Source organism: Lysobacter niastensis (genome assembly GCF_031457115.1).
Classification (GTDB): domain Bacteria; phylum Pseudomonadota; class Gammaproteobacteria; order Xanthomonadales; family Xanthomonadaceae; genus Lysobacter_J; species Lysobacter_J niastensis_A.
Window position 1 is genome coordinate 22,918 of record NZ_JAVDVY010000001.1, and the last position, 19,578, is coordinate 42,495.

Below are 19,578 nucleotides of genomic sequence, written 5' to 3' on the forward strand. Positions count from 1 at the left end.
AGAATACGGCCGAGTACATCTGGGGCGACAAGACGCTACGCAATGTGCGTTGCAAGATCTGCGGGTGCGCCACGCATTGGGAACCACTTGTCCCCGAGCCAGACAGCAAGCACGGCGTCAATCTGAACAATTTTGATCCGCGCCTTCTAGAGCTTGTTGAGGTACGCCGCTTCGATGGAGCGGACACTTGGAAATTCCTCGATTGAGCGGTACCAACGCCGTGCCGCCTGACCCTTCCATCGAGGACGTTCAACAGCCAGCTTCGCTGTCTGTCGGCGCCCTCTCAACGTTAGGCCTCACTTGAAGCCCATGGATACGTACCCTTCTGAATCAGAGCTGGTCGCTGCACTGGATCGCCACGATGAGCTGGTGCGGCTGTGCGCTGCCGGGCGGTTGCCGTTCTGGGACTTCTGCGCCGAATACGACAGCTTCTACTGGGCGTATGCGCTGGACGGCCATGAGTCTGATCAGGCGGGTCTGGCTATTTTGGACAAGCTCGCAGTTCGCATAGCTCCGCACCAGCATTTGGCCGAGACTGTTCTCGCCAATGTCTGCTCTGACACCCATGCTGAGAAGGGTAGCTACGGCAGGTCCGGCCGGTTTGGCCCCGAGGAGGCCATGGTTCGGCTTAAAGTTATCGCCACTGGCCTCCCGCGTGGAGAGGCCTAGACTTTCATTCATGCCCAAGCTGCTTCGCGGCTCGGCTTGATTCAGGCGTTAGGGCGCTGACCTTGCGGTGAGGCGTGTGACCATGTCGAGTGACAACACTCCACTCTTCGGCGGCTGTCAGTGCGGAGCAATCCGCTACGAGCTGTTGCACGGTCCGCTGCAGCTTTATGTTTGCCATTGCACGGAGTGTCGCAAACAGTCTGCGTCAGCTTTCGGCATCTCCTTTATCGTGCCCCAGACTGCGTTGCGCCTCACGCAAGGAGAGCCCAGGTATTGGTCTCGCCCTACCGACACGGGAAATACGCTCGACTGTGCGTTCTGCGGCAAGTGCGGCACGAGGCTTTGGCATCGGCGGCGAGGCTCTGCTGACACGCTGAGTATCAAGGGCGGCTCCCTGGATCACCCCCCTGACCTTCGTCACGCCACTCACATCTGGACGTCCCGCATGCTCTCTGGCATCGTCCTGCCGCATGGGGTGGCCCAGTTTCCTGGCGAGCCTGATGAGTGCGAAGACTCGCCCTGACAACTCATTCAAGCCGAGGCCGCTTCGTGTCTCGGCTTGATTCAGGCGTGAAACGCCAAGACCCTTTGAATAAACGTCTCGCCATTAAACCCAGAAGAACCTGCGGCTCAGGCGCTTATCGCCGGGCTCAACGAGCACCTGGCCGGCCTATATGAGTATGAGCGCGACCACGCTGGGGCCGTGCAGTCAATGAAGCTGCCCAATGTCTATTTCCTTGGAGCCTACATCGACGGCGAATTGGTAGGTTGTGGCGCGGCCAAGATCCCTGAGATCGACGGTGGGTACGGTGAGATCAAGACGGTGTTTGTTGCGCAGGCGCACCGAGGCAAGGGCCACTCCAGGACCATCATGCACAAGCTCGAGACGCACCTCAGGAGCATCGGTGTCGGAGTGGCGAAGCTCGCCACCGGCACCAAACAGCCGGAGGCGATTTCGCTGTACGCAAGCCTCGGATATGTCCGTTGTCTGCCATTTGGCGATCATGCGGCCGATCCATTGACGATATTCATGGAGAAGTCGCTCAGCCCTTAAAAATTCATTCCAAGCTGAAGCCGCTTTGTGGCCCAGCTTCATACGCGTTGGGTGTTGCCTGGAGAAACCTCGGTGCCTGACCTGCAAGAGCACATATCGGCAAGCTTCTCTGCCCAAGGGCTGATGACCACTCTGGGGGCGGAGCTCGTCCTGGTTGCCCCAGGCGAGGTGCAGATTGCTCTTTTTCCACGTCCGGAACTGTCCCAGCAACACGGCTACATTCATGCCGGCGCCATCACCAGTGTGCTTGACAGCGCTTGCGGCTACGCCGCCTTGACCGTCGCACCGGCGGGGCTCGACGTGCTCACTGTCGAGTTCAAGATCAACTTCATCCGGCCCGCAGTCGCCGAGCGGTTCGTCGCTATCGGCAGGGTTACAAAGGCCGGCAAGACCCTGACGGTTTGCCAGGGCGAGGTGATTGGCGAGCACGGCTCCCGTCGAGAGACCATTGCGGTCATGCAGGCCACGATCATCAACGTCCCGGGTAACACCTGACAATTCGTTCAAGCCGAAGTCGCTTCCGCGGCTCGGCGCAGCTCAGGCGTTAGACCGTTGTGGCGATTGTCAGACCGACTTCGGAGAGAGAGCCATGAAGCGTGTTACCGGTATTGGTGGAATTTTCTTCAAGTCCGCGGATCCGAAAGCTCTGGGCGCCTGGTATCGCGACCACCTTGGCTTGGACGTGACTGACTGGGGTGGTGCGGTGTTCCAATGGGGCGGCACCGACAGCTCACCTGGTATGACCATCTGGAGTCCGTTTGCCCAGGACACAAGCTACATGGCGCCAAGTTCCGCATCGTTCATGGTCAACTTTCGTGTCGCGGACCTGGACTGGCTGCTGGCCGCATTGCGCGAAGAGGGTTGCAACGTCGTCGACAAGACTGAAACCTCAGAACAGGGAAAGTTTGGTTGGGTGATTGACCCGGAAGGCAACAAAGTGGAGCTTTGGCAACCCCCTGCGGGTCAATAGCCAGCAGGTTGCGGCCCAATTCAGGCGTTAGGCGGAATAAACCATGAAACGCACCTGGACAATCATCGGTGTCGCCGACGTTGCTCGCAGCTTTGGGTGGTATCAGTCGCTGTTCGGTCAACCGGCGACACGTCCCGCCCACGATTACTTCGGGCAAATCCTTGATTCGGATGGAACGGTCCTGCTTTGCCTGCACAAGTGGGGCGCTCACGAGCATCCACCTTTGGCCAGCCCCGACCGCGCACAACCTGGAAACGGATTACTGCTGTTCTTCCGCGTTGATGATTTCGCAGAGGCGCTGCCTCGAGCACGCGCTCTGGTTTCAACGCTGGAAGAGGAGCCCCACGTGAACCCAAATACAGGCACCATGGAGTTCGCACTGCGCGACCCTGACGGGTATTACGTCATGGTTAGCGCGCTTTCGGCCTGACAACACTTCACGGCGAAGCCGAATTACAGGCGTCAGATGACATATCGGCTGTTCGTCTACGGAACACTCGCCCCTGGTCGGCCGAACGAGCATGTTCTGGCCGCTATCCCGGGTGCGTGGGAACCCGCAACGGTCACTGGAAAGCTGCTTCAGGAGGGCTGGGGTGCGGCGGTTGGCTATCCTGGCATCGTCCTGGATGCATGCAGCGATGAGGTCCAAGGCCTTCTCTTTACGTCGGAGAGCCTGGACAAGCACTGGGCCCGCCTCGATGAGTTCGAGGGAGACGGCTATGAGCGTGTCCTGACGTCGGCGAAGCGACGGGATGGCACCACGGTGGACGCCTACATTTACCAACTCAGAGGCTCGCCGTCGCGCGGCAGCTGACGTCAGGCCGCCACCACTTCGCAGCTCGACACCAGGCCGCAAGCAGCGGCCTCAACGGAGAGAGAAGTCATGCATTACTCCCGACTCTGTGCATTGCTGATCGACTGCAACACATCCGACGTCGACGAGGCTGCCAGCTTCTGGTCTGAGGCTTTGGGCCGCGCGGTAGATCCCGATCACCCCGGCACTCGTGGCAACTACCGCATGCTGGAAACGCCTTTGGACGAACCTGTCGTTCAAATTCAACGCGTCGACCATGAGAGCCGGGTTCACATCGATATCGAAACCGACGACATTCCCGCCGAAGTGGCGCGCCTTGAAAAGCTGGGCGCCCAAGTAGTCAATCGCCTGGAGCGTTGGGTGGTGATGCAGGCGCCCACGGGGCAACGCTTCTGTGTGGTTCGTGTCCAGCGTCCCGGCTTTCCCAAGAATGCGACTCTTTGGTCCTGAGCCGTGCGCGCACGGCAAGATGGCCCTGACGTAACCCGGGTGCGGCCTTCGGCAACACCCGGGTGCGCTCCGTGTCAGGGCGCTTCGGCACACAGTCACTTCGGCGCAAAGATCCTCGACAGCCGATCCGGCGTGCCGGCAATCCGCTCCAGGCGCGGATACTTCAGCCCGTCGCGGTAATCCAGGCGCACGGTCTTCACCACCTCACCGTGCTTCACCACCAGTTCGATCGGATGCTGGCCGTCCTTGTTGGCGGTGATGGCGTCCTTGAGGCGCTCGTTCTCGAACGCGTAGCCGTTGACGGCCAACAGCGTACTGCCCGGCACGATGCCGGCGTTGAACGCCGGACCGTCCCAGCGCACGGTGCCCACTGAAGCGTCCTTGTTGGACACGACCATGCCGAGCGAGGCGCCGTAGTCGACCATCTTGCGGTCGCCTTCGATGGACTTGTGGTAGTCGCTGGGCTTGTCGGTGTAGGTCAGCTTCCAGCCGCTGGCAGCCAGGCCGTCGAGCGGCGCGGCGTTGGCGTCGACGCGCTCGCGCAGGAAGGTCGCCCAGTCGTACTTCGCCACGCCGTCGAGCGTGCGCACGACGGTATCGAAGTCGTATGTGTTGACTAACCAGTCGCCATCGTTGACGCCGAAGAAGGCCTTGGCGAAGTCATCGAGCGAGTGTTTCTCGCCGGTCAACTCGCGCAGCTTTCCGTCCACTGCCAGCCAGATCAGCTGGCCCGCGCTGTAGTAGTCCTCGCTGAGCTGCCAGCTGCGGTACGGCTGCGGTCGGCGCGAGTTGATGATCGGGTCGAGCGTGGTGTCCTGCACATTGCGCCAGGCGAAGCCGGGGCGGTCGTTGCTGTAGGTCGCCGCCACCAGCGCCATCGCATCGCGCGCCTGCTCGGCAGACCACAGGCCCGAGCGCGCGGCCAGCACGAAGCCCCAGTACTGCGTCTGGCCTTCGTACACCCACAGCAGCGTGTCGCTCATGGCCACGTTGAAGTTGGGCGTGGTCAGATCGGCCGGACGGCGGTACTTGCCGTTCCAGGAGTGGGTGAACTCGTGCGGCAGCAGGTCGCGGTCGGGCGCGTTGGCCTTCCAGTCGGTGAAGTATTCGGGGCCGACGCCATTTTCGCTGGAGCGGTGGTGCTCCAGGCCGTTGCCGCCCATCTGGTCCGACAGCGAGAACAGGAAGTCGTAGTGGTCGTAGTGACGCGCGCCATAGAGCTTGTACGCCTGGTCGACCAGCTTGCGATGTGCTTCGAGTTGCTCCGGCTTGGCCTCCAGGTACTTCGGATCGTCGGCGACGATGTTCAGGCGCACCGGCACCTTGGCGCCGGGATCGAGGTCGATCTGCTTGAAGTAGCGGCCGGCATACACCGGCGAGTCGAGCAGCGTGTCGAACGGCACCGGCTTGTAGTGCAGCGTGTCGCCCTCGCGTGCGGCGACTTCCAGCGCGGTGCCGGCCTGCCATCCGCTCGGCAGCTTCAGCGTCGGCTCGATCTGCACGCGTCGCGCGTAATGACCGGCTGGGTACAGCGCGACCTGGTTCCACTGCAGGTTGAGCATGTCCTGGGTCATGGTGATGCGGCCCTGCTCGCCGGCGGTCGGCGTCAGCACGTCGAAGCTGACTTCCAGCGTGCTCACGCCTTCGGGCACCACCAGCTTGAAGGCGTACACGTCGAGCGGATCGCGACGCCAAGCGATGCGCTGGCCGTTGCCGGTTATCTTCAGGCCGGCGACGCGGTTGATCGGGCCGCTGGGCGAGTGATTGCCGGGGATCCACTGCGGATACAGCAAGGTCAGCGGCCCGACTACCACGGGGATGGACTGGGTGGCGTGGAAGACGCGGTGGGCGAGGTCGGTGGCGTCGACGGTCAGCGCCAACGTGCCGGGATAGGCCACGTCCTGCGGCGGTGCGGTCTGGGCATGGACGGCGGACAACGGCAGCAATAACGCTACGGCGAGCGCGCTCAGGCGCGGCGCGCCGGACAACGGACGATGCATGGATCAACACCCCTGGATACGGACAATCGCGAGCCCTGCATCCTCGGGGCTGCAGCCTGCGGACACCCCTGCCATTCGGCACGGTCGGCGTGACGCCTGGCACGTCGCCCGGTTACGCAAAGCCGGTCGACTTCCGACTGGCCCGTATGTTTCGCGAATCTTGTTCCGTTTGCGGCGTCTAGACCGTCCCCAACGAAAAGCTCTCAGACCGGTCGTCCAATCGTCCGCATCAACTGATCGAACTTCGTCCAGCTAAGCTTGCGCCGATAGACCTTGTTGGTGGGTCGCCATTCAATCGCGCCCTTGGATACGAGCAGCGTGCCAAAGCGCTTGCCGTCCTGCTCGACGACGAACTCGATGTCCTCGCGGCCCAGTTCGCGCTTGGGCAGGTTGAAGATGACCTTGTGTGCCATGCGACTGCTCCTGCCGTGCGGCGGGAGCGCCGCTGCGGCGACTCTAGTCCTGCCGCGTCAACGCCGCGTCGGCGCCACGCCGCCATACCAGGCAGCGGTTGTTGGCCGGCATCGCCACGTCCTCGATCAGGCGTAGGCCGGCCCGGCGCGCAAGCGCATCGACCTGCTCGACATCGCGGATGCCCGAGCGCGGGTCGCGCGCCTTCAACCAGCCGTCGAACTCGCGGTTGCTTTCGCTGGTGTATTGGCCACCGTAGTTGAACGGCCCGTACACCACTGCCACCGCTTCGGCGGACAGCACGCCATCGAGACCGGCGAAGAAACGCTCGACCTCCGGCCAGCCCATGATGTGCAGCGTATTGGCGCTGAACATCGCATCGAAACGACCATCGGACGTGACAGCGCGCGGCCACGGACCGGACGCTACATCCAGCGACACTGGAGGAGGCGTGTTGGGCAGCGCGGCCTCGTCCAGCCAGCCCTGGATGCCAGGCAGGGCGTCGTCGCGATCGCTGCATTGCCAGCGCAGCCACGGCATCGCCGCGGCGAAGTACACCGCGTGCTGGCCGGTGCCGCTGCCGACTTCCAGCACGTGCCGGCGGTCGGCGAAATGCCTTCGCAGCACGGCGAGGATCGGATCGCGGTTGCGGTCGCAAGCAGGGGCGTAGGGACGGGTCGACATGGGCGGCGCGCTTCATGAGCGGCGTGGTTCGGATTTCGGCCATTGTCACGGGCCGGGCGTGCCGATGTCGTTATGCTCCGCGGCGACCGTTTACGCGCCGCACACGGTTGCCGGAGCACCGTGCGGCCATGCCATCAGGAGACCTGCCATGTTCCGTACCCGTCTTGCGCTGACCGTCATCGCCCTGTCCCTGGCCGGTTGCGCGTCGACGCCGCCGGCTACGGGCGCGCAGCCTCCCACGGGCGGATGCAATGCCGAGGGTGCGCGTTGGGCGATCGGCCAAGGGGTCAACGACGGCGTGGTCAACCGCATCCTGCACGACACCGGCAGTCGCGATGCGCGCGTGCTGCGGCCGGGCCAGCCGGCCACGATGGATTTCCGCCCCGATCGCGTGAACGTGGACGTCAACGACCGCGGCGCGATCACCGGTTTGCGCTGCGGTTGATGGCGCCAACGCTTCGCTGAGGCACGCGGCATGAATGATCCGGCTCCAGGCGGGAGACCTCACGCTCCGGCGCGCGACCTGGGCGATATCCACCTGCGCACATCGCTGCGCCCCGGCGATATCGGGCGGGTCGTGCAACTGCACGGCCTGCTGTATTCCCGCGAATGCGGCTATGACCACACCTTCGAGGCGTACGTCGCCAGTCCGCTGGCGCAGTTCGCCCGCAACGACTCGGTGCACGAGCGCATCTGGCTGGCCGAACGCGGCGACCGCCTGGTCGGCTGCATCGCGATCGTGGCGGCCAGCCCGGACGTCTCGCAGCTGCGCTGGTTCCTGGTCGATCCCAGCGAACGTGGCGCCGGGCTCGGCCGGCACCTGATGGATCAGGCGATCGCCTTCAGCCACGCCCAGGGCTATCACTCAATCGTGCTTTGGACGGTCAGCGGCCTCAATGCCGCGGCGCACCTGTACCGCGCCGCCGGCTTCCGCAAGATCGCCGAGAACCCCGGACACCTGTGGGGCCGCGACGTGGTCGAGGAGCAATATGAACTGTCGCCGGTGCCGCCTTCACCGCATTGGTCGCGCGGTCGCCGCCCGGCCTAGACTGGACGCCCGGACTCCGGAATCGCCGCCATGCGCCGCCGCCATCTTGGGCTGATCGCGATCATCGTCCTGCTTGGCCTGTGGCTGTGGTCCAAGCGCCTGGGCAACTCGGACGTGCCGGTGCCTGCCCCGACGCCGGCCACCCAGGTCGCCGAGGTGGTAGATACCCAGGCAGCACGTGCTCCCGCGCTCGACTCCGCCGCGCGCTACCCCGATTTCCTGCCGGTCGAGGCGCACGACGTGCTCGACCGCATCGCCGCCGGCGGCCCCTTCGCCCATCGACAGGACGGCGGCGTGTTCCAGAACCGCGAACGGCGCTTGCCGCCACGTCCTGGCGGCTATTACCGCGAGTACACGGTGGTGACGCCGGGGTCGGACGATCGCGGCGCCCGCCGCATCATCACCGGTGGCGATCCACCGGTGGAGTACTGGTACAGCGACGACCACTACCGCAGCTTCCGCCGCTTCGAAGTCGCCAACGCAGGGACGGCACGATGAACACCACCGAGCTTCGCAGCGTGCTGGCCGATCCCGAACACAGCGGCGCCTACTTCATCGATGCGCGCGACACCGAGGCGATGGCCGAGGCCGGAAGCGCGCTCGACTATGCGGTACTGCGCGTCGACCTGGCCGATTGCCCGGACAAGGCCGAACTGATGAAGCGCTTTGCGGAGGCCGGAGGTTTTCCGACCTGGTTCGGCGGCAACTGGGACGCGCTGGCTGATGCGTTGGGCGACCTGTCGTGGCGCCCGGCCGAGGGCTACCTGCTGCTGGTCGAGCATGCCTACGACTGGCGCGCGGCGAACGGCGAGGACTTCGACATGCTGCTCGACATCCTCAACGAGGCCGCCTTCCGCCGCGCGGAGGACGGCACCGCGTTCTGGGCACTGCTGCCGTTTCCGGCCGAGCAGCTGGCGGCATTCGAAGGCTGATCGCAGCGACCGCCTTCCGATCCACCGCATCGCGTCAGATGCGGTCGTCGATCCCCTTCACGCCCGATTGCTTGGCGCAGTGCGCGCAACAATAGAAGACGCCATTGTGCTCGGCGCCGTGGCCGATGATCTTGCACTTGCAGTGCGCGCAGGTCGGCGCCAGCGCGTGGATGGCGCATTCGAAGGAATCGAAGGTACCGCTGGCATGCGGCGTCTTCACCGTGAAGGCCTTGTCGTACTCGTTACCGCACACGTCGCAGCGGGCCATGGCTTGTCTCCGGCTTGGAACGTTGCAAGTCTCGCTCCAGGCCCGGTCAGGCCCCGTGAAGTCGTCGTTCCGCCCCGCTCACGAACGGTGCATGCGGCGCAGGAACGCCAGCGCTGCGCGCTCCCATTGTCGTGGCCCTCTGGCGTTGCCGGCAGCCCCACGCTGAAGGCGGCCTTCGCGCCAACCGCGAAACACATCCGGGTCGATGTAGGCCTTGCGACATACCGCAGGCGTGTTGCCAAGCCAGCTCGCGACTTGGCGCACCACGTCGTTCTCAAGCTGGACGAGCACGCGTTCGCTCGCATCGTCGGGCCGCGGCATCGCCGCCAGGCATTGGAACGCCGCCAGCGTGCCGCCCCACGTGCGGATGTCCTTCGCGGTGAACGCCTCACCCATCGCATCGCGCAGGTAGTCATTGACCTGTCCGGAGTCGACCGGCTGCGACTGGCCTTCCTCATCCACGTATTGAAACAATGCCTGCCCGGGCAACTGCTGGCAGCGACGCAGCAGGCGTGCCAGGCGGCGGTCGTCGAGCACGACATCGTGCTCCTGGCCGCCCTTGCCGAAGAAGCGAAAGCGCGCACGTCCGCCGCGCAGGAACTCCACGTGGCGATTGCGCAGCGTGGTCAGCCCGTAGGAACGGTTGCTGCGCGTGTACTCGTCGTTGCCCACGCGCAACAAAGTCTCGGCCATCACAGCCACGACGATGGCCAGGACCTTTTCTCGCGGAAACCCCGGCATGGTCAGATGCCCCCGCACCGTCCGGCGCAGGTGCGGCAGCGCCGCGGCGAACGCAACGACGCGGTCGAACTTGCCGACGCCGCGCACCTGCTGCCATTGCCGGTGATAGCGATACTGCTTGCGGCCACGCGCGTCGCGACCGGTCGCCTGCAGGTGGCCGCGCGGCGATGGACAGATCCACACGTCGGTGTAGGCCGGCGGCACCGCCAGCGCGCGGATGCGGTCCAGCGTCGCCGCATCGCGGACCGGTTTGCCCTGGCTGTCGAGGTAACGGAAGCCGCGCCCGGCGCGGCGGCGCCGTATGCCGGGTTCCAGGTCATTGACGTACACCAGGCCGGCGTCGGCGGCGGACCGCTCGCCCTCGGCGGATGACGATGCCGGTTTGCCGTGGGGCTTGCGCGATGTCGGCATCGCGCCAGCATCGCGGCGGCCACGTCAATGCGGCGACAACATCGTCGGTGCAGGTCAGGACGTCTGCGCGTTGGCCACGGCGGACTGCGGCGCGGGCGCGCGGGCGAAGCGCCAGGCGATCATCACCGCGCAGCCCAGCAGCGTGGCCGCAATGAACCACGGCGCGCCGGGGACGTGTACCGGCGAGCGATCGTCGACGAAGTAACCGAAGCTGCCGGCGAACAGCACCGGTCCGATCACCCCCGCCAGGCTGACCAGGCTCATCAGCGCGCCCTGGATGCGGCCCTGTACGTCGGCGCCGACCTGTCGCGTGATCAGCGACTGCGTCGACGGCGCCGCCATCGCCCACAGTGCGCTGATCGGCAGTCCCAGCAGGAACATCCAACCCACGTCGGCCATGCCGTAGATGATGAATCCGGCCATGCCGCAGGACAGTCCGAACAGCAGCGTGCGGCGCTCGCCGAAGCGGCGCGCGGCGCGGCCCACCAGGCCCACGTTGACGATGACGTTGCACACGCCGACCACGGCCAGCACGTAGCTGACCTCGCGCGGGCCCCAGCGGTACTGGTAGTCGGCGAACAGCACGAAGATGCTCGGATAGACGTAGTGCGCCAGGTTGGCCAGGAACACCACCGCCGCCAGGCCGAACACCTGCGGATAGCGCTTGAGCAGCGCCAGCGATCCCAGCGGGTTGGCATGCGACCAGTCGAACTTCGGCGAGCGCTTGTCGTGCGAGAGCGACTCGGGCAGCACGAACCAGCCATACAGGAAGTTCAACAGCGCCAGCCCGGCCGCGAACCAGAACGGGAGGCGCAGGTCGATGCTGCCGAGCTGGCCGCCGATCAGCGGACCGATGATGAAGCCGACGCCGAACGCGGCGCCGATCATGCCGAAGCTCTTGGCGCGCTGGTCGGGCGGCGTGACGTCGGCGACGTAGGCGTTGGCGGTGGTGAAGCTGGCGGAGGTGATCGCCGAAATGATGCGGCCGACCATCAGCCATGCCAGCGACGGCGCCAGCGCCATGAACACGAAATCCAGGCCCAGGCCCAGGCAGGACAGCAGGATCACGGGGCGACGGCCGAACCGGTCCGACAGCGCACCCTGGATCGGTGCGGTCACGAACTGGATCGCGGCGAACACGAAGCCGAACGCGCCGACCCAGTACGCGGCATGTGCGGTGTCGCCACCGACGAACTGTTCGATCAGGTGCGGCAGCACCGGAATGATCAGGCCGAACGACAGCACGTCGATCAGCACGGTGATGAAGATGAAGACGAGCGCGGCGCGGCGCGCGCCATTGGTGGCGGGAGAGGCAGTCACGTAGTCGCAGCCGGATGAAACAAGGTGCGCAGTTTAGCGTGATGGTTCATGTGGCTCCGGGCGGAGTCCATTGGCGCTGCCGGGTTCTCGACTGCGCATGCGAGAGGCCATCGCTCATCCGCCTGCCGCCGTCCTCTCGCGTGCGATTGAGGAAAGGGCCTTGGCTGCCCCCTCAGCCCCAAGCGGGAGAGCGGCAGCTCTCCGGCAAAAACAGTTTCAATTTCAACTATTTGCCGATTTGCCGCAGCGCACAAATTATGGTTTATTCGAACCACACGAGGGTGGAAGACAGGCCGGACCGCGCAAGCGAACCGCGGTAGCCCGACGCCGTCTTTCGGCCCACGTGCAGGCGCCAGGTTTCGTTGTCCACGGTCTCTTGTCTGGAGTAGCGATGGATCAGCAGCACCGCCCCACCATCGGTCTTTACGACCCCCGCGACGAGCGCGATGCCTGCGGCTTCGGCCTGATCGCACAGCTCGACGATCGTGCCAGCCGTGCACTGGTGGATCGCGCGATCGACGCCTTGTCGCGCATGACCCATCGCGGCGGCATCGCGGCCGACGGGCTCAGTGGCGACGGTTGCGGCCTGCTGATCCGTCACCCCGACACCTTCCTGCGCACGCTCGCGAACGAAGCCGGTATCCCCCTGGGCGCGCACTACGCCGCCGGCCTGGTGTTCCTGCCGCACGATGAGGAACAAGCCGCGCACGCTCGCCAGACCACGGCGGAAGCGCTGGCCGAAGAGCGCATCGCCGTGGCCGGCTGGCGCACGGTGCCGGTGGACGCGGAGGCCTGCGGCGAGCTGGCTCGACGCACGATGCCCCGCATCGAACAGGTCTTCGTCGTGCCGCGCTTCGCCTTCGATGCGGCGACCTTCCAGCGATCGCTGTTCCTGGCCCGTCGTCGCGCCGAGCAGCGTCTGCGCCACGTCACGGACTTCTACGTGGTCAGCCTGTCGGCGGCGAGCATCGGCTACAAGGGCATGGTGCTGCCCGAACGGCTGGCGCAGCTGTATCCCGACCTGCGCCGCGACGACCTGCACAGCAGCGCGGTGGTGTTCCATCAGCGCTTCTCGACCAACACCACGCCGCGCTGGCCATTGGCGCAGCCGTTCCGCCTGCTCGCCCACAACGGCGAGATCAACACCATCGCCGGCAACCGCGCCTGGGCGCAGGCCCGCGCACACGTCTGGCGCACGCCCAGCCTCGACCTGCGTGAGTTCGATCCGGTCATCGCCACCGACGGCTCGGATTCGCAATCGCTCGACAACATGCTCGAGCTGCTGCAGGCCGGCGGCATGGACCTGCTCAAGGCGATGCGCATCCTGATCCCCCCAGCCACTCAGTCGCTCGAGTACAAGGACGCCGACCTCGCCGCGTTCTACGAGTACTACGCGCTCAACACCGAGCCCTGGGACGGCCCGGCCGGCATCGTCACCGTCGACGGCCGCTACGCCGCCTGCACGCTCGACCGCAACGGCTTGCGACCGGCGCGCTGGCTGCGCACGCGCGACCGGCATTTCCTGATCGCCTCCGAAGCCGGCGTGTGGGAGCTTCCCGCCACCGAGATCGAGGCCAAGGGCAAGCTCGGCCCGGGCGAGATGATCGCCGCCGACCTGTACTCCGGCGAACTGCTCGACAGCGACGCGATCGACCGCATCAACCGAGCGCGTGCGCCGTACAAGCGCTGGCTCAAGCAGGGCATGACCTACCTGCACAGCGAGCTGATCGATCCCAACCTTGCCGCGGAACCTTTTTCACCGGAGACGCTGGCTGCCTTCCAGAAACTGTTCCAGCTGACCCGCGAGGAGCGCGAACAGGTGTTGCGCCCGCTCGCCGAGACCGAACAGGAAGGCATCGGCTCGATGGGCGACGATGTGCCGATGGCGGTGCTGAGCCAGCAGGTGCGGCCGCTCTACGACTGCTTCCGTCAGGCTTTCGCCCAGGTCACCAATCCGCCGATCGATCCGCTGCGCGAGGACTGCGTGATGTCGCTGGCGGTGCAGTTGGGCCGCGAGGGCAACGTCTTCGTCGATGGGCCCGACAACGTCCGCCACGTGCACCTGAACTCGCCGGTGCTGGCTCAGCGCAAGCTGCGCCAGTTGCTGGCGACAGAGCCGTTCGATACATCCAACCGGCTGATCCACCTGCATTACACGCCGGAGGAAGGCCTGAAGGCGGCGATCGAGCGGATCTGCGCCGAAGCTGAAGCCGCCGCACGCGATGGCGTCGTGCTGCTGTTGCTGAGCGATCGTTATCCCGAGTGCGACCGCCTGATGGTGCACGCCCTGCTTGCCACTGGCGCGGTGCACCAGCACCTGTCGCGCACCGGCCTGCGCTGCGAGGTCAACCTGATCGTCGAGACCGGCACCGCGCGCGACCCACACCACTTCGCCTGCCTGATCGGTTTCGGCGCGACCGCGGTGTACCCGTACCTGGCCTACCAGACGCTGCACGACCTGGGCGTGCGCGGCATTCTCAAGACCAAGCATGGCGAGGTCGCGCAGATCGGCCGCAGTTACCGGCGCGGCATCAAGAAGGGCCTGCTGAAGATCATCTCCAAGATGGGCATCAGCACCATCGGCAGCTACCGCGGCGCGCAGCTGTTCGAGATCGTCGGGCTCGACCGCGACGTGGTGGAGCTGTGTTTTGCCGGCACGCCCTCGCGCATCGGCGGCGCCGGGTTCGATGCGCTGCATGCCGATGCGACGACGTTGTCGTCGCAGGCCTGGGATGCCTGCACGCTGCCGGAGATCGGCGGCCTGCTGAAGTACACGCCAGGCGGCGAGTACCACCTGTTCAACCCCGACGTGGTGGTGCGGCTGCAGCGCGCGGTCGGCAGCGGCGACTGGAACGACTGGCAGCATTACGCGCAGGCGGTGAACGAGCGGCCCACGGCGGCGTTGCGCGACCTGCTCGGACTGGACACGTCGAAGGCCAGTGCAATCCCGCTGGATGAAGTGGAGCCGGTCGAATCGATCGTGCGCCGCTTCGACTCGGCCGCGATGAGCCTGGGCGCACTGTCGCCGGAGGCGCACGAGGCGCTGGCGATCGCGATGAACCGGCTCGGCGGGCGCAGCAACTCCGGCGAGGGCGGCGAGGATCCGGCGCGCTACGGCACCGACAAGGTGTCGAAGATCAAGCAGATCGCCTCGGGCCGGTTCGGTGTCACGCCCGAATACCTGGTCAACGCCGAGGTGCTGCAGATCAAGATCGCGCAGGGCGCCAAACCCGGCGAAGGCGGACAGTTGCCCGGACACAAGGTCAACGATCTGATCGCGCGGCTGCGTTACGCGATGCCCGGCATCGGCCTGATCTCGCCGCCGCCGCATCACGACATCTATTCGATCGAGGACCTGGCGCAGCTGATCTTCGACCTCAAGCAGGTCAATCCGCAGGCGCTGGTGTCGGTGAAGCTGGTTTCGCACGCCGGCGTGGGCACCATCGCGACCGGCGTGGCCAAGGCCGGCGCGGACCTGGTCACGATCTCCGGCCACGACGGCGGCACCGGCGCCAGTCCGCTGTCGTCGATCCGCTATGCCGGTACGCCGTGGGAACTGGGATTGTCGGAAGCGCGCCAGGCGCTGCTCGCCAACGACCTGCGCGATCGCGTGATCCTGCAAGCCGATGGCGGCCTCAAGAGTGGCCTGGACGTGATCAAGGCGGCGCTGCTGGGCGCGGAAAGCTTCGGCTTCGGCACCGCGCCGATGATCGCGCTGGGCTGCAAGTACCTGCGCATCTGCCACCTGAACAATTGCGCGACCGGCGTGGCCACCCAGGACGAGGGGCTGCGCCGCGATCACTTCACCGGCCTGCCCGAGCGTGTGGAGAACTTTTTCCGGCTGCTGGCGCAGGAGGTGCGGCATTGGCTGGCGCAGCTGGGCGTGCGCACGCTTGGCGAACTGGTCGGGCGCACCGATCTGCTGGTGCAGCTCGATGGCGACGGCGGGTGGCAGGAGGGGCTCGATCTGGCGCCGTTGCTGGCGGGTGCCGGACACAACAAATCCCCCGGCTGTGGCACGCCGGCGCTGGTCGCCGCCCCTTCGGGCCTGGCGTCGCAACTGGACCGCGAGCTGTCCGACGCCATCATCCACAAGCGCGGCGGCGACTACCGCTACGCCATCCGCAACACCGACCGCAGCATCGGCGCAGGCCTATCCGGACTGGTGGCTCGCCTGCACGGCGACCGCGGCATGAGCGATGCGCCGATCACGCTGCGTCTGGACGGCACAGCCGGCCAGAGCTTCGGCGCGTTCAACGCCGGCGGCCTGCATCACGAACTGCATGGCGAGGCCAACGACTACGTCGGCAAGGGCATGGCCGGCGGCCGCATCGTGATCCGCCCGCCGCAGGGCGCGCGTTACGTCGCCAACGAGACGCCCATAGTCGGCAACACCTGTTTGTACGGCGCCACCGGCGGCGAGCTGTACGCCGCGGGCCGCGCCGGCGAACGATTCGCCGTGCGCAACTCCGGCGCCATCGCCGTGGTGGAAGGCGCCGGCGATCACTGCTGCGAGTACATGACCGGTGGCGTGGTGGCGGTGCTGGGCCGTACCGGTCTGAATTTCGGTGCGGGTTTCACCGGCGGCGTGGCCTACGTGCTGGATATCGACCGCGACTTCGTCGATCGCTATAACCACGAGCTGATCGACATCCTGCGCATCGCCGCCGACGGCTTCGAGAACCATCGCTCGCACCTGCGCGACCTGCTGGAAACGCATGCCGCTCTTACCGGCAGCGTCTGGGCACGGCGCATCCTCGACGAGATGCGCGACTTCATGGGCAAGTTCTGGCTGGTCAAGCCGAAGGCGGCGAGCCTGGAGTCGCTGGCCGAAAACCTGCGGAGGGCCGCGTGAGCGTTTTTTCCGTGCTTCGCACAGAACAACCCAAAATCTGCTTCGCAAATTCCGGGCCCCGCTACGTGCATCCGATCCCTGCCCCTTCGGGGCGCCCCCTTACCAAGGGGGCTTTCCGCCGGACACGCCAGCGCAAGATCCAGCGGAGGGCCGCGTGAGCAAAATGGTCAGCAACAAGTTCAATGGAAGCCGGCCCGTGTTCGCCTTTCGCGAGACGCCGCGGCAGATGCCGACGCGGATCCCGCTGGAGTTGCGCCAAGGGGGCGATTGGGGCGAGCTCTACGGCCGCTTCGGCGAGGCCGATGCCAAGCACCAGGCGGGGCGTTGCCTCGACTGCGGCAATCCCTACTGCTCGTGGAAGTGTCCGCTGCACAACTACATCCCGCGCTGGCTCGAATTGGCGCGCGAGGGCCGCATCCACGAAGCGGCCGCGCTGGCGCACGAGACCAATCCGCTGCCAGAGGTGTGTGGTCGCGTGTGCCCGCAGGACCGCCTGTGCGAAGGCAGCTGCACACTCAACGACGGCTTCGGCGCAGTCACCATCGGTGCGGTCGAGAAGTACATCGTCGATCGCGCGCTGGACGAGGGCTGGCGCCCGGACCTGTCGCGCGTGGTCGCGACCGGCAAACGCGTGGCGGTGATCGGCGCGGGTCCGGCCGGTCTGTCGTGCGCGGACCGCCTTGCGCGCGCCGGCATCCAGGCCGTGGTGTTCGACCGCTATGAACAGATCGGCGGGCTGCTGCACTTCGGCATCCCGAGCTTCAAACTGGAAAAGTCGGTGATGGCGCAGCGTCGTGACGTGCTCGAGGGCATGGGTGTGCAGTTCCGCCTTGGCGTCGAGATCGGCCGCGACATTGGCCTGGATGCGTTGCTGGCCGACCACGACGCCGTGTTCCTTGGCCTGGGCAGCTACCGCTACACCGACGGCGGCCTGCCGGGCCAGGACCTGCGCAACGTGCTGCCGGCGCTGCCGTTCCTGGTGCAGAACGGTCGCCTGGTGCACGGCGATGACGAGGCCCAAGCCAAGCCGATCGCCGGATGGGAGGACCACATCGCGCTGCCTGACCTGCGCGGCAGGCGCGTGGTCGTGCTCGGCGGCGGCGATACCGGGATGGATTGCGTGCGCAGCGCGGTGCGGCTAGGCGCGGCGCGCGTCACCTGCGCCTATCGTCGCGACGAGGCGAACATGCCGGGTTCGGCCCGCGAAGTTGCCAATGCGCGCGAGGAAGGCGTGCAGTTCCTGTTCAACCGGCAGCCATTGGCGTTGCTGGGCGAGGAAACGGTGAACGGCGTGCGCGTGGCCGAGACGCGGCTGGGTGAACCGGATGTGCGCGGTCGTCAGCGTGCCGAAATTGTCCCCGGCAGTGAATCGGTGCTGGCGGCGGACGTGGTGATCATTGCGTTCGGCTTCCAGCCCGATCCGCCGGCATGGCTGTCGGCGCATGGGGTGGAACTGGAGGACAACGGGCGCATCCATGTCATGCAGACGCAGGGCTGCACTACGCGGCGGGCGTCAAATACGGCCGGGCGGCTGCCGTACCAGACCACCAATGCCCGCGTGTTTGCCGGTGGCGACAGCGTGCGCGGTGCCGATCTGGTGGTGACGGCGGCGTATGAGGGGCGCGAGGCGGCGGCGGGGATCGTGCGGATGCTGCTGGGGTGAGGCGGTCTTCGGAGCCTTGGTCGGCCCGCTCATCCTTCGACTTCGGCGAACGGTGTAGTAACGACACCTTCCACCGTCCGTCTTGGATGGCGTTGAAGCACAGGGAAGTCGGTACGACTTTCCCGCCGTTCGTCCTGAGCGTAGCGCAGCGAAGTCGAAGGATGAGCGGGCGCGCAGACTCAACGCTCCTGCTTGTGCTTACCCCGCGCAAGACGACTGATTCCGTTCCAGTCGCCCGCGATCAATGCCAGCTTCTTCGCCCGGCTCCAGCCCTAGATCTGCCTCTCGGCAGCCAGTGCTTCCTCGCGGGTGGCGAATTCAGATTGCTGATCGCTGGGCCGCGCATCCTTCGACTTCGGCGCTCCGCGCCTACGCTCAGGACGAACGGGGATCTGCCGTGTCCTTACACCGTGCGTCCTGAGCGTAGCGCAGCGAAGTCGAAGTCGAAGTCGAAGTCGAAGTCGAAGTCGAAGCATGAACGGGCCTGGAGGCTCGATTCTGAGCTTTACCGCCCCGGACCCACATCGATGAACTGCAGGAACTCCGCCCGCGTACGCGCATCCTCGCGGAAGCTGCCCAGCATCTTCGACGTGATCATGCTGACGCCGCGCTTGTGCACCCCGCGCGTGGTCATGCACTCGTGCGAGGCCTCGATCACCACGCCGACGCCGCGCGGCTGCAGCACGTCCTGGATCACCTGGGCGATCTGCGCCGTCAACTTCTCCTGCACCTGCAGGCGCCGCGCATAGGTTTCGACCACGCGGGCGAGCTTGCTGATGCCGACCACCTTTCCGTCCGGCAGGTAGCCGACGTGCGCCTTGCCGATGATCGGGGCCATGTGGTGCTCGCAGTGGCTCTCGAACTCGATGTCGCGCAGCACGATCATCTCGTCGTAGCCCTCGACTTCCTCGAAGGTGCGCTTGAGGTATTCGGTGGGGTCGTCGCTGTAGCCGCTGAACCAGTCGCCGAAGGCATCGACGACGCGCTTGGGCGTGTCCAGCAGTCCCTCACGACCCGGATCATCTCCCGCCCAGTTCAGCAGGGTGCGGACGGCCGCTTCGGCCTGTTCACGGGATGGCTTGTCTTGGTCGGCCATGGCAGCGGCTCCTTGGGGGATCGGCATCCTACACCCCACGTCGGTTTGCTGAAAAAAATAGGCCGCACGGGGCGGCCTGAAACCGCGCCTGGGTGGGGGATTCCGAGGCGCGGGGCGGAAAGGTGGGCGGGCCGGGGCACGCAAGACGAGGGAGGGGGAAACTTGCCCACCGCCGGCCCACCGCAAAACTCG

21 protein-coding genes are annotated in these 19,578 nt (G+C 66.0%); 14 read left to right on the forward strand and 7 right to left on the reverse strand.

Translation table 11 applies throughout. From position 1 onward, the window contains the following. The first annotated feature begins 309 nt into the window (after positions 1-309). The 8 genes from J2X06_RS00145 to J2X06_RS00175 all read left to right on the forward strand — a co-directional run bounded on the left by J2X06_RS00145 (position 310) and on the right by J2X06_RS00175 (position 3,957). Positions 310-669: a hypothetical protein gene (locus J2X06_RS00145; RefSeq protein WP_310056686.1), complete on the forward strand. Its 360-nt coding sequence runs from the start codon at positions 310-312 to the stop codon at positions 667-669. Between the two features lie 82 nt (positions 670-751). Continuing rightward, positions 752-1,192: a GFA family protein gene (locus J2X06_RS17985; RefSeq protein ID WP_430539468.1), complete on the forward strand. Its 441-nt coding sequence runs from the start codon at positions 752-754 to the stop codon at positions 1,190-1,192. Between the two features lie 189 nt (positions 1,193-1,381). Further along, positions 1,382-1,723: a GNAT family N-acetyltransferase gene (locus tag J2X06_RS00150; RefSeq protein ID WP_310056688.1), complete on the forward strand. Its 342-nt coding sequence runs from the start codon at positions 1,382-1,384 to the stop codon at positions 1,721-1,723. 72 nt (positions 1,724-1,795) lie between these two features. Continuing rightward, complete coding sequence (locus J2X06_RS00155) at positions 1,796-2,218, forward strand: PaaI family thioesterase (RefSeq protein WP_310056690.1); 423 nt, start codon at positions 1,796-1,798, stop codon at positions 2,216-2,218. Between the two features lie 94 nt (positions 2,219-2,312). After that, positions 2,313-2,693 carry a VOC family protein gene (locus J2X06_RS00160; RefSeq protein WP_310056691.1) on the forward strand — a complete coding sequence of 127 codons (381 nt, stop codon included), beginning with the start codon at positions 2,313-2,315 and terminating at the stop codon, positions 2,691-2,693. Positions 2,694-2,736: 43 nt separating this feature from the next. Further along, entirely contained in the window at positions 2,737-3,123 is a 387-nt protein-coding gene (locus J2X06_RS00165) for a VOC family protein (RefSeq protein ID WP_310056694.1), read from the forward strand. 36 nt (positions 3,124-3,159) lie between these two features. Next, on the forward strand, positions 3,160-3,507 hold the full coding sequence (locus tag J2X06_RS00170; RefSeq protein WP_310056696.1) for a gamma-glutamylcyclotransferase family protein: 348 nt from the start codon (positions 3,160-3,162) through the stop codon (positions 3,505-3,507). A gap of 69 nt (positions 3,508-3,576) precedes the next feature. After that, complete coding sequence (locus J2X06_RS00175) at positions 3,577-3,957, forward strand: VOC family protein (RefSeq protein WP_310056700.1); 381 nt, start codon at positions 3,577-3,579, stop codon at positions 3,955-3,957. A 95-nt stretch (positions 3,958-4,052) separates the two neighbouring features. On the opposite strand, the gene J2X06_RS00180 is transcribed toward J2X06_RS00175, so the two are convergent. From J2X06_RS00180 to J2X06_RS00190, 3 genes are all read right to left on the reverse strand, one after another. Beyond that, positions 4,053-5,957: a M61 family metallopeptidase gene (locus tag J2X06_RS00180; RefSeq protein ID WP_310056702.1), complete on the reverse strand. Its 1,905-nt coding sequence runs from the start codon at positions 5,955-5,957 to the stop codon at positions 4,053-4,055. Positions 5,958-6,160: 203 nt separating this feature from the next. Continuing rightward, the gene (locus J2X06_RS00185) at positions 6,161-6,370 is read right to left on the reverse strand and encodes a hypothetical protein (protein ID WP_310056704.1); all 210 of its coding nucleotides are present in this window, start codon (positions 6,368-6,370) and stop codon (positions 6,161-6,163) included. 43 nt (positions 6,371-6,413) lie between these two features. Continuing rightward, complete coding sequence (locus J2X06_RS00190; protein ID WP_310056706.1) at positions 6,414-7,052, reverse strand: DUF938 domain-containing protein; 639 nt, start codon at positions 7,050-7,052, stop codon at positions 6,414-6,416. A 148-nt stretch (positions 7,053-7,200) separates the two neighbouring features. Between J2X06_RS00190 and J2X06_RS00195 the strand changes: the two genes are divergently transcribed. The 4 genes from J2X06_RS00195 to J2X06_RS00210 are packed head-to-tail and all read left to right on the forward strand — an operon-like array spanning position 7,201 to position 9,032. Continuing rightward, on the forward strand, positions 7,201-7,497 hold the full coding sequence (locus tag J2X06_RS00195; protein WP_310056708.1) for an I78 family peptidase inhibitor: 297 nt from the start codon (positions 7,201-7,203) through the stop codon (positions 7,495-7,497). Positions 7,498-7,527: 30 nt separating this feature from the next. Beyond that, positions 7,528-8,100: a GNAT family N-acetyltransferase gene (locus tag J2X06_RS00200; protein ID WP_310056711.1), complete on the forward strand. Its 573-nt coding sequence runs from the start codon at positions 7,528-7,530 to the stop codon at positions 8,098-8,100. Positions 8,101-8,130: 30 nt separating this feature from the next. After that, the gene (locus J2X06_RS00205; protein WP_310056713.1) at positions 8,131-8,598 is read left to right on the forward strand and encodes a ribonuclease domain-containing protein; all 468 of its coding nucleotides are present in this window, start codon (positions 8,131-8,133) and stop codon (positions 8,596-8,598) included. Next, positions 8,595-9,032: a barstar family protein gene (locus J2X06_RS00210; RefSeq protein WP_310056716.1), complete on the forward strand. Its 438-nt coding sequence runs from the start codon at positions 8,595-8,597 to the stop codon at positions 9,030-9,032. The genes J2X06_RS00205 and J2X06_RS00210 overlap by 4 nt, the downstream gene beginning before the upstream one ends. A gap of 34 nt (positions 9,033-9,066) precedes the next feature. Here J2X06_RS00210 and J2X06_RS00215 read toward each other — a convergent pair whose 3' ends face one another. The 3 genes from J2X06_RS00215 to J2X06_RS00225 form a co-directional block, all read right to left on the reverse strand. Continuing rightward, a complete protein-coding gene (locus J2X06_RS00215; RefSeq protein WP_310056719.1) occupies positions 9,067-9,300 on the reverse strand; it encodes a hypothetical protein in 234 nt (77 codons plus the stop codon). 78 nt (positions 9,301-9,378) lie between these two features. Continuing rightward, positions 9,379-10,452 (reverse strand): DNA topoisomerase IB, encoded by a 1,074-nt coding sequence (locus J2X06_RS00220; protein ID WP_310056722.1) that lies wholly within the window; start codon positions 10,450-10,452, stop codon positions 9,379-9,381. A 54-nt stretch (positions 10,453-10,506) separates the two neighbouring features. Next, positions 10,507-11,772, reverse strand: coding sequence for a TCR/Tet family MFS transporter (locus tag J2X06_RS00225; RefSeq protein WP_310056725.1), 1,266 nt, complete (start codon positions 11,770-11,772; stop codon positions 10,507-10,509). 391 nt (positions 11,773-12,163) lie between these two features. Here J2X06_RS00225 and gltB point away from each other — a divergent pair, with 391 nt between their 5' ends. Beyond that, positions 12,164-16,627 (forward strand): glutamate synthase large subunit, encoded by a 4,464-nt coding sequence (gene gltB / locus J2X06_RS00230; RefSeq protein WP_310056726.1) that lies wholly within the window; start codon positions 12,164-12,166, stop codon positions 16,625-16,627. Positions 16,628-16,790: 163 nt separating this feature from the next. After that, on the forward strand, positions 16,791-18,290 hold the full coding sequence (locus J2X06_RS00235) for an FAD-dependent oxidoreductase (protein ID WP_310061107.1): 1,500 nt from the start codon (positions 16,791-16,793) through the stop codon (positions 18,288-18,290). 505 nt (positions 18,291-18,795) lie between these two features. Here J2X06_RS00235 and folE read toward each other — a convergent pair. Then, the gene (gene folE, locus J2X06_RS00240) at positions 18,796-19,386 is read right to left on the reverse strand and encodes a GTP cyclohydrolase I FolE (RefSeq protein WP_310056727.1); all 591 of its coding nucleotides are present in this window, start codon (positions 19,384-19,386) and stop codon (positions 18,796-18,798) included. Between the last annotated feature and the right edge of the window lie 192 nt (positions 19,387-19,578).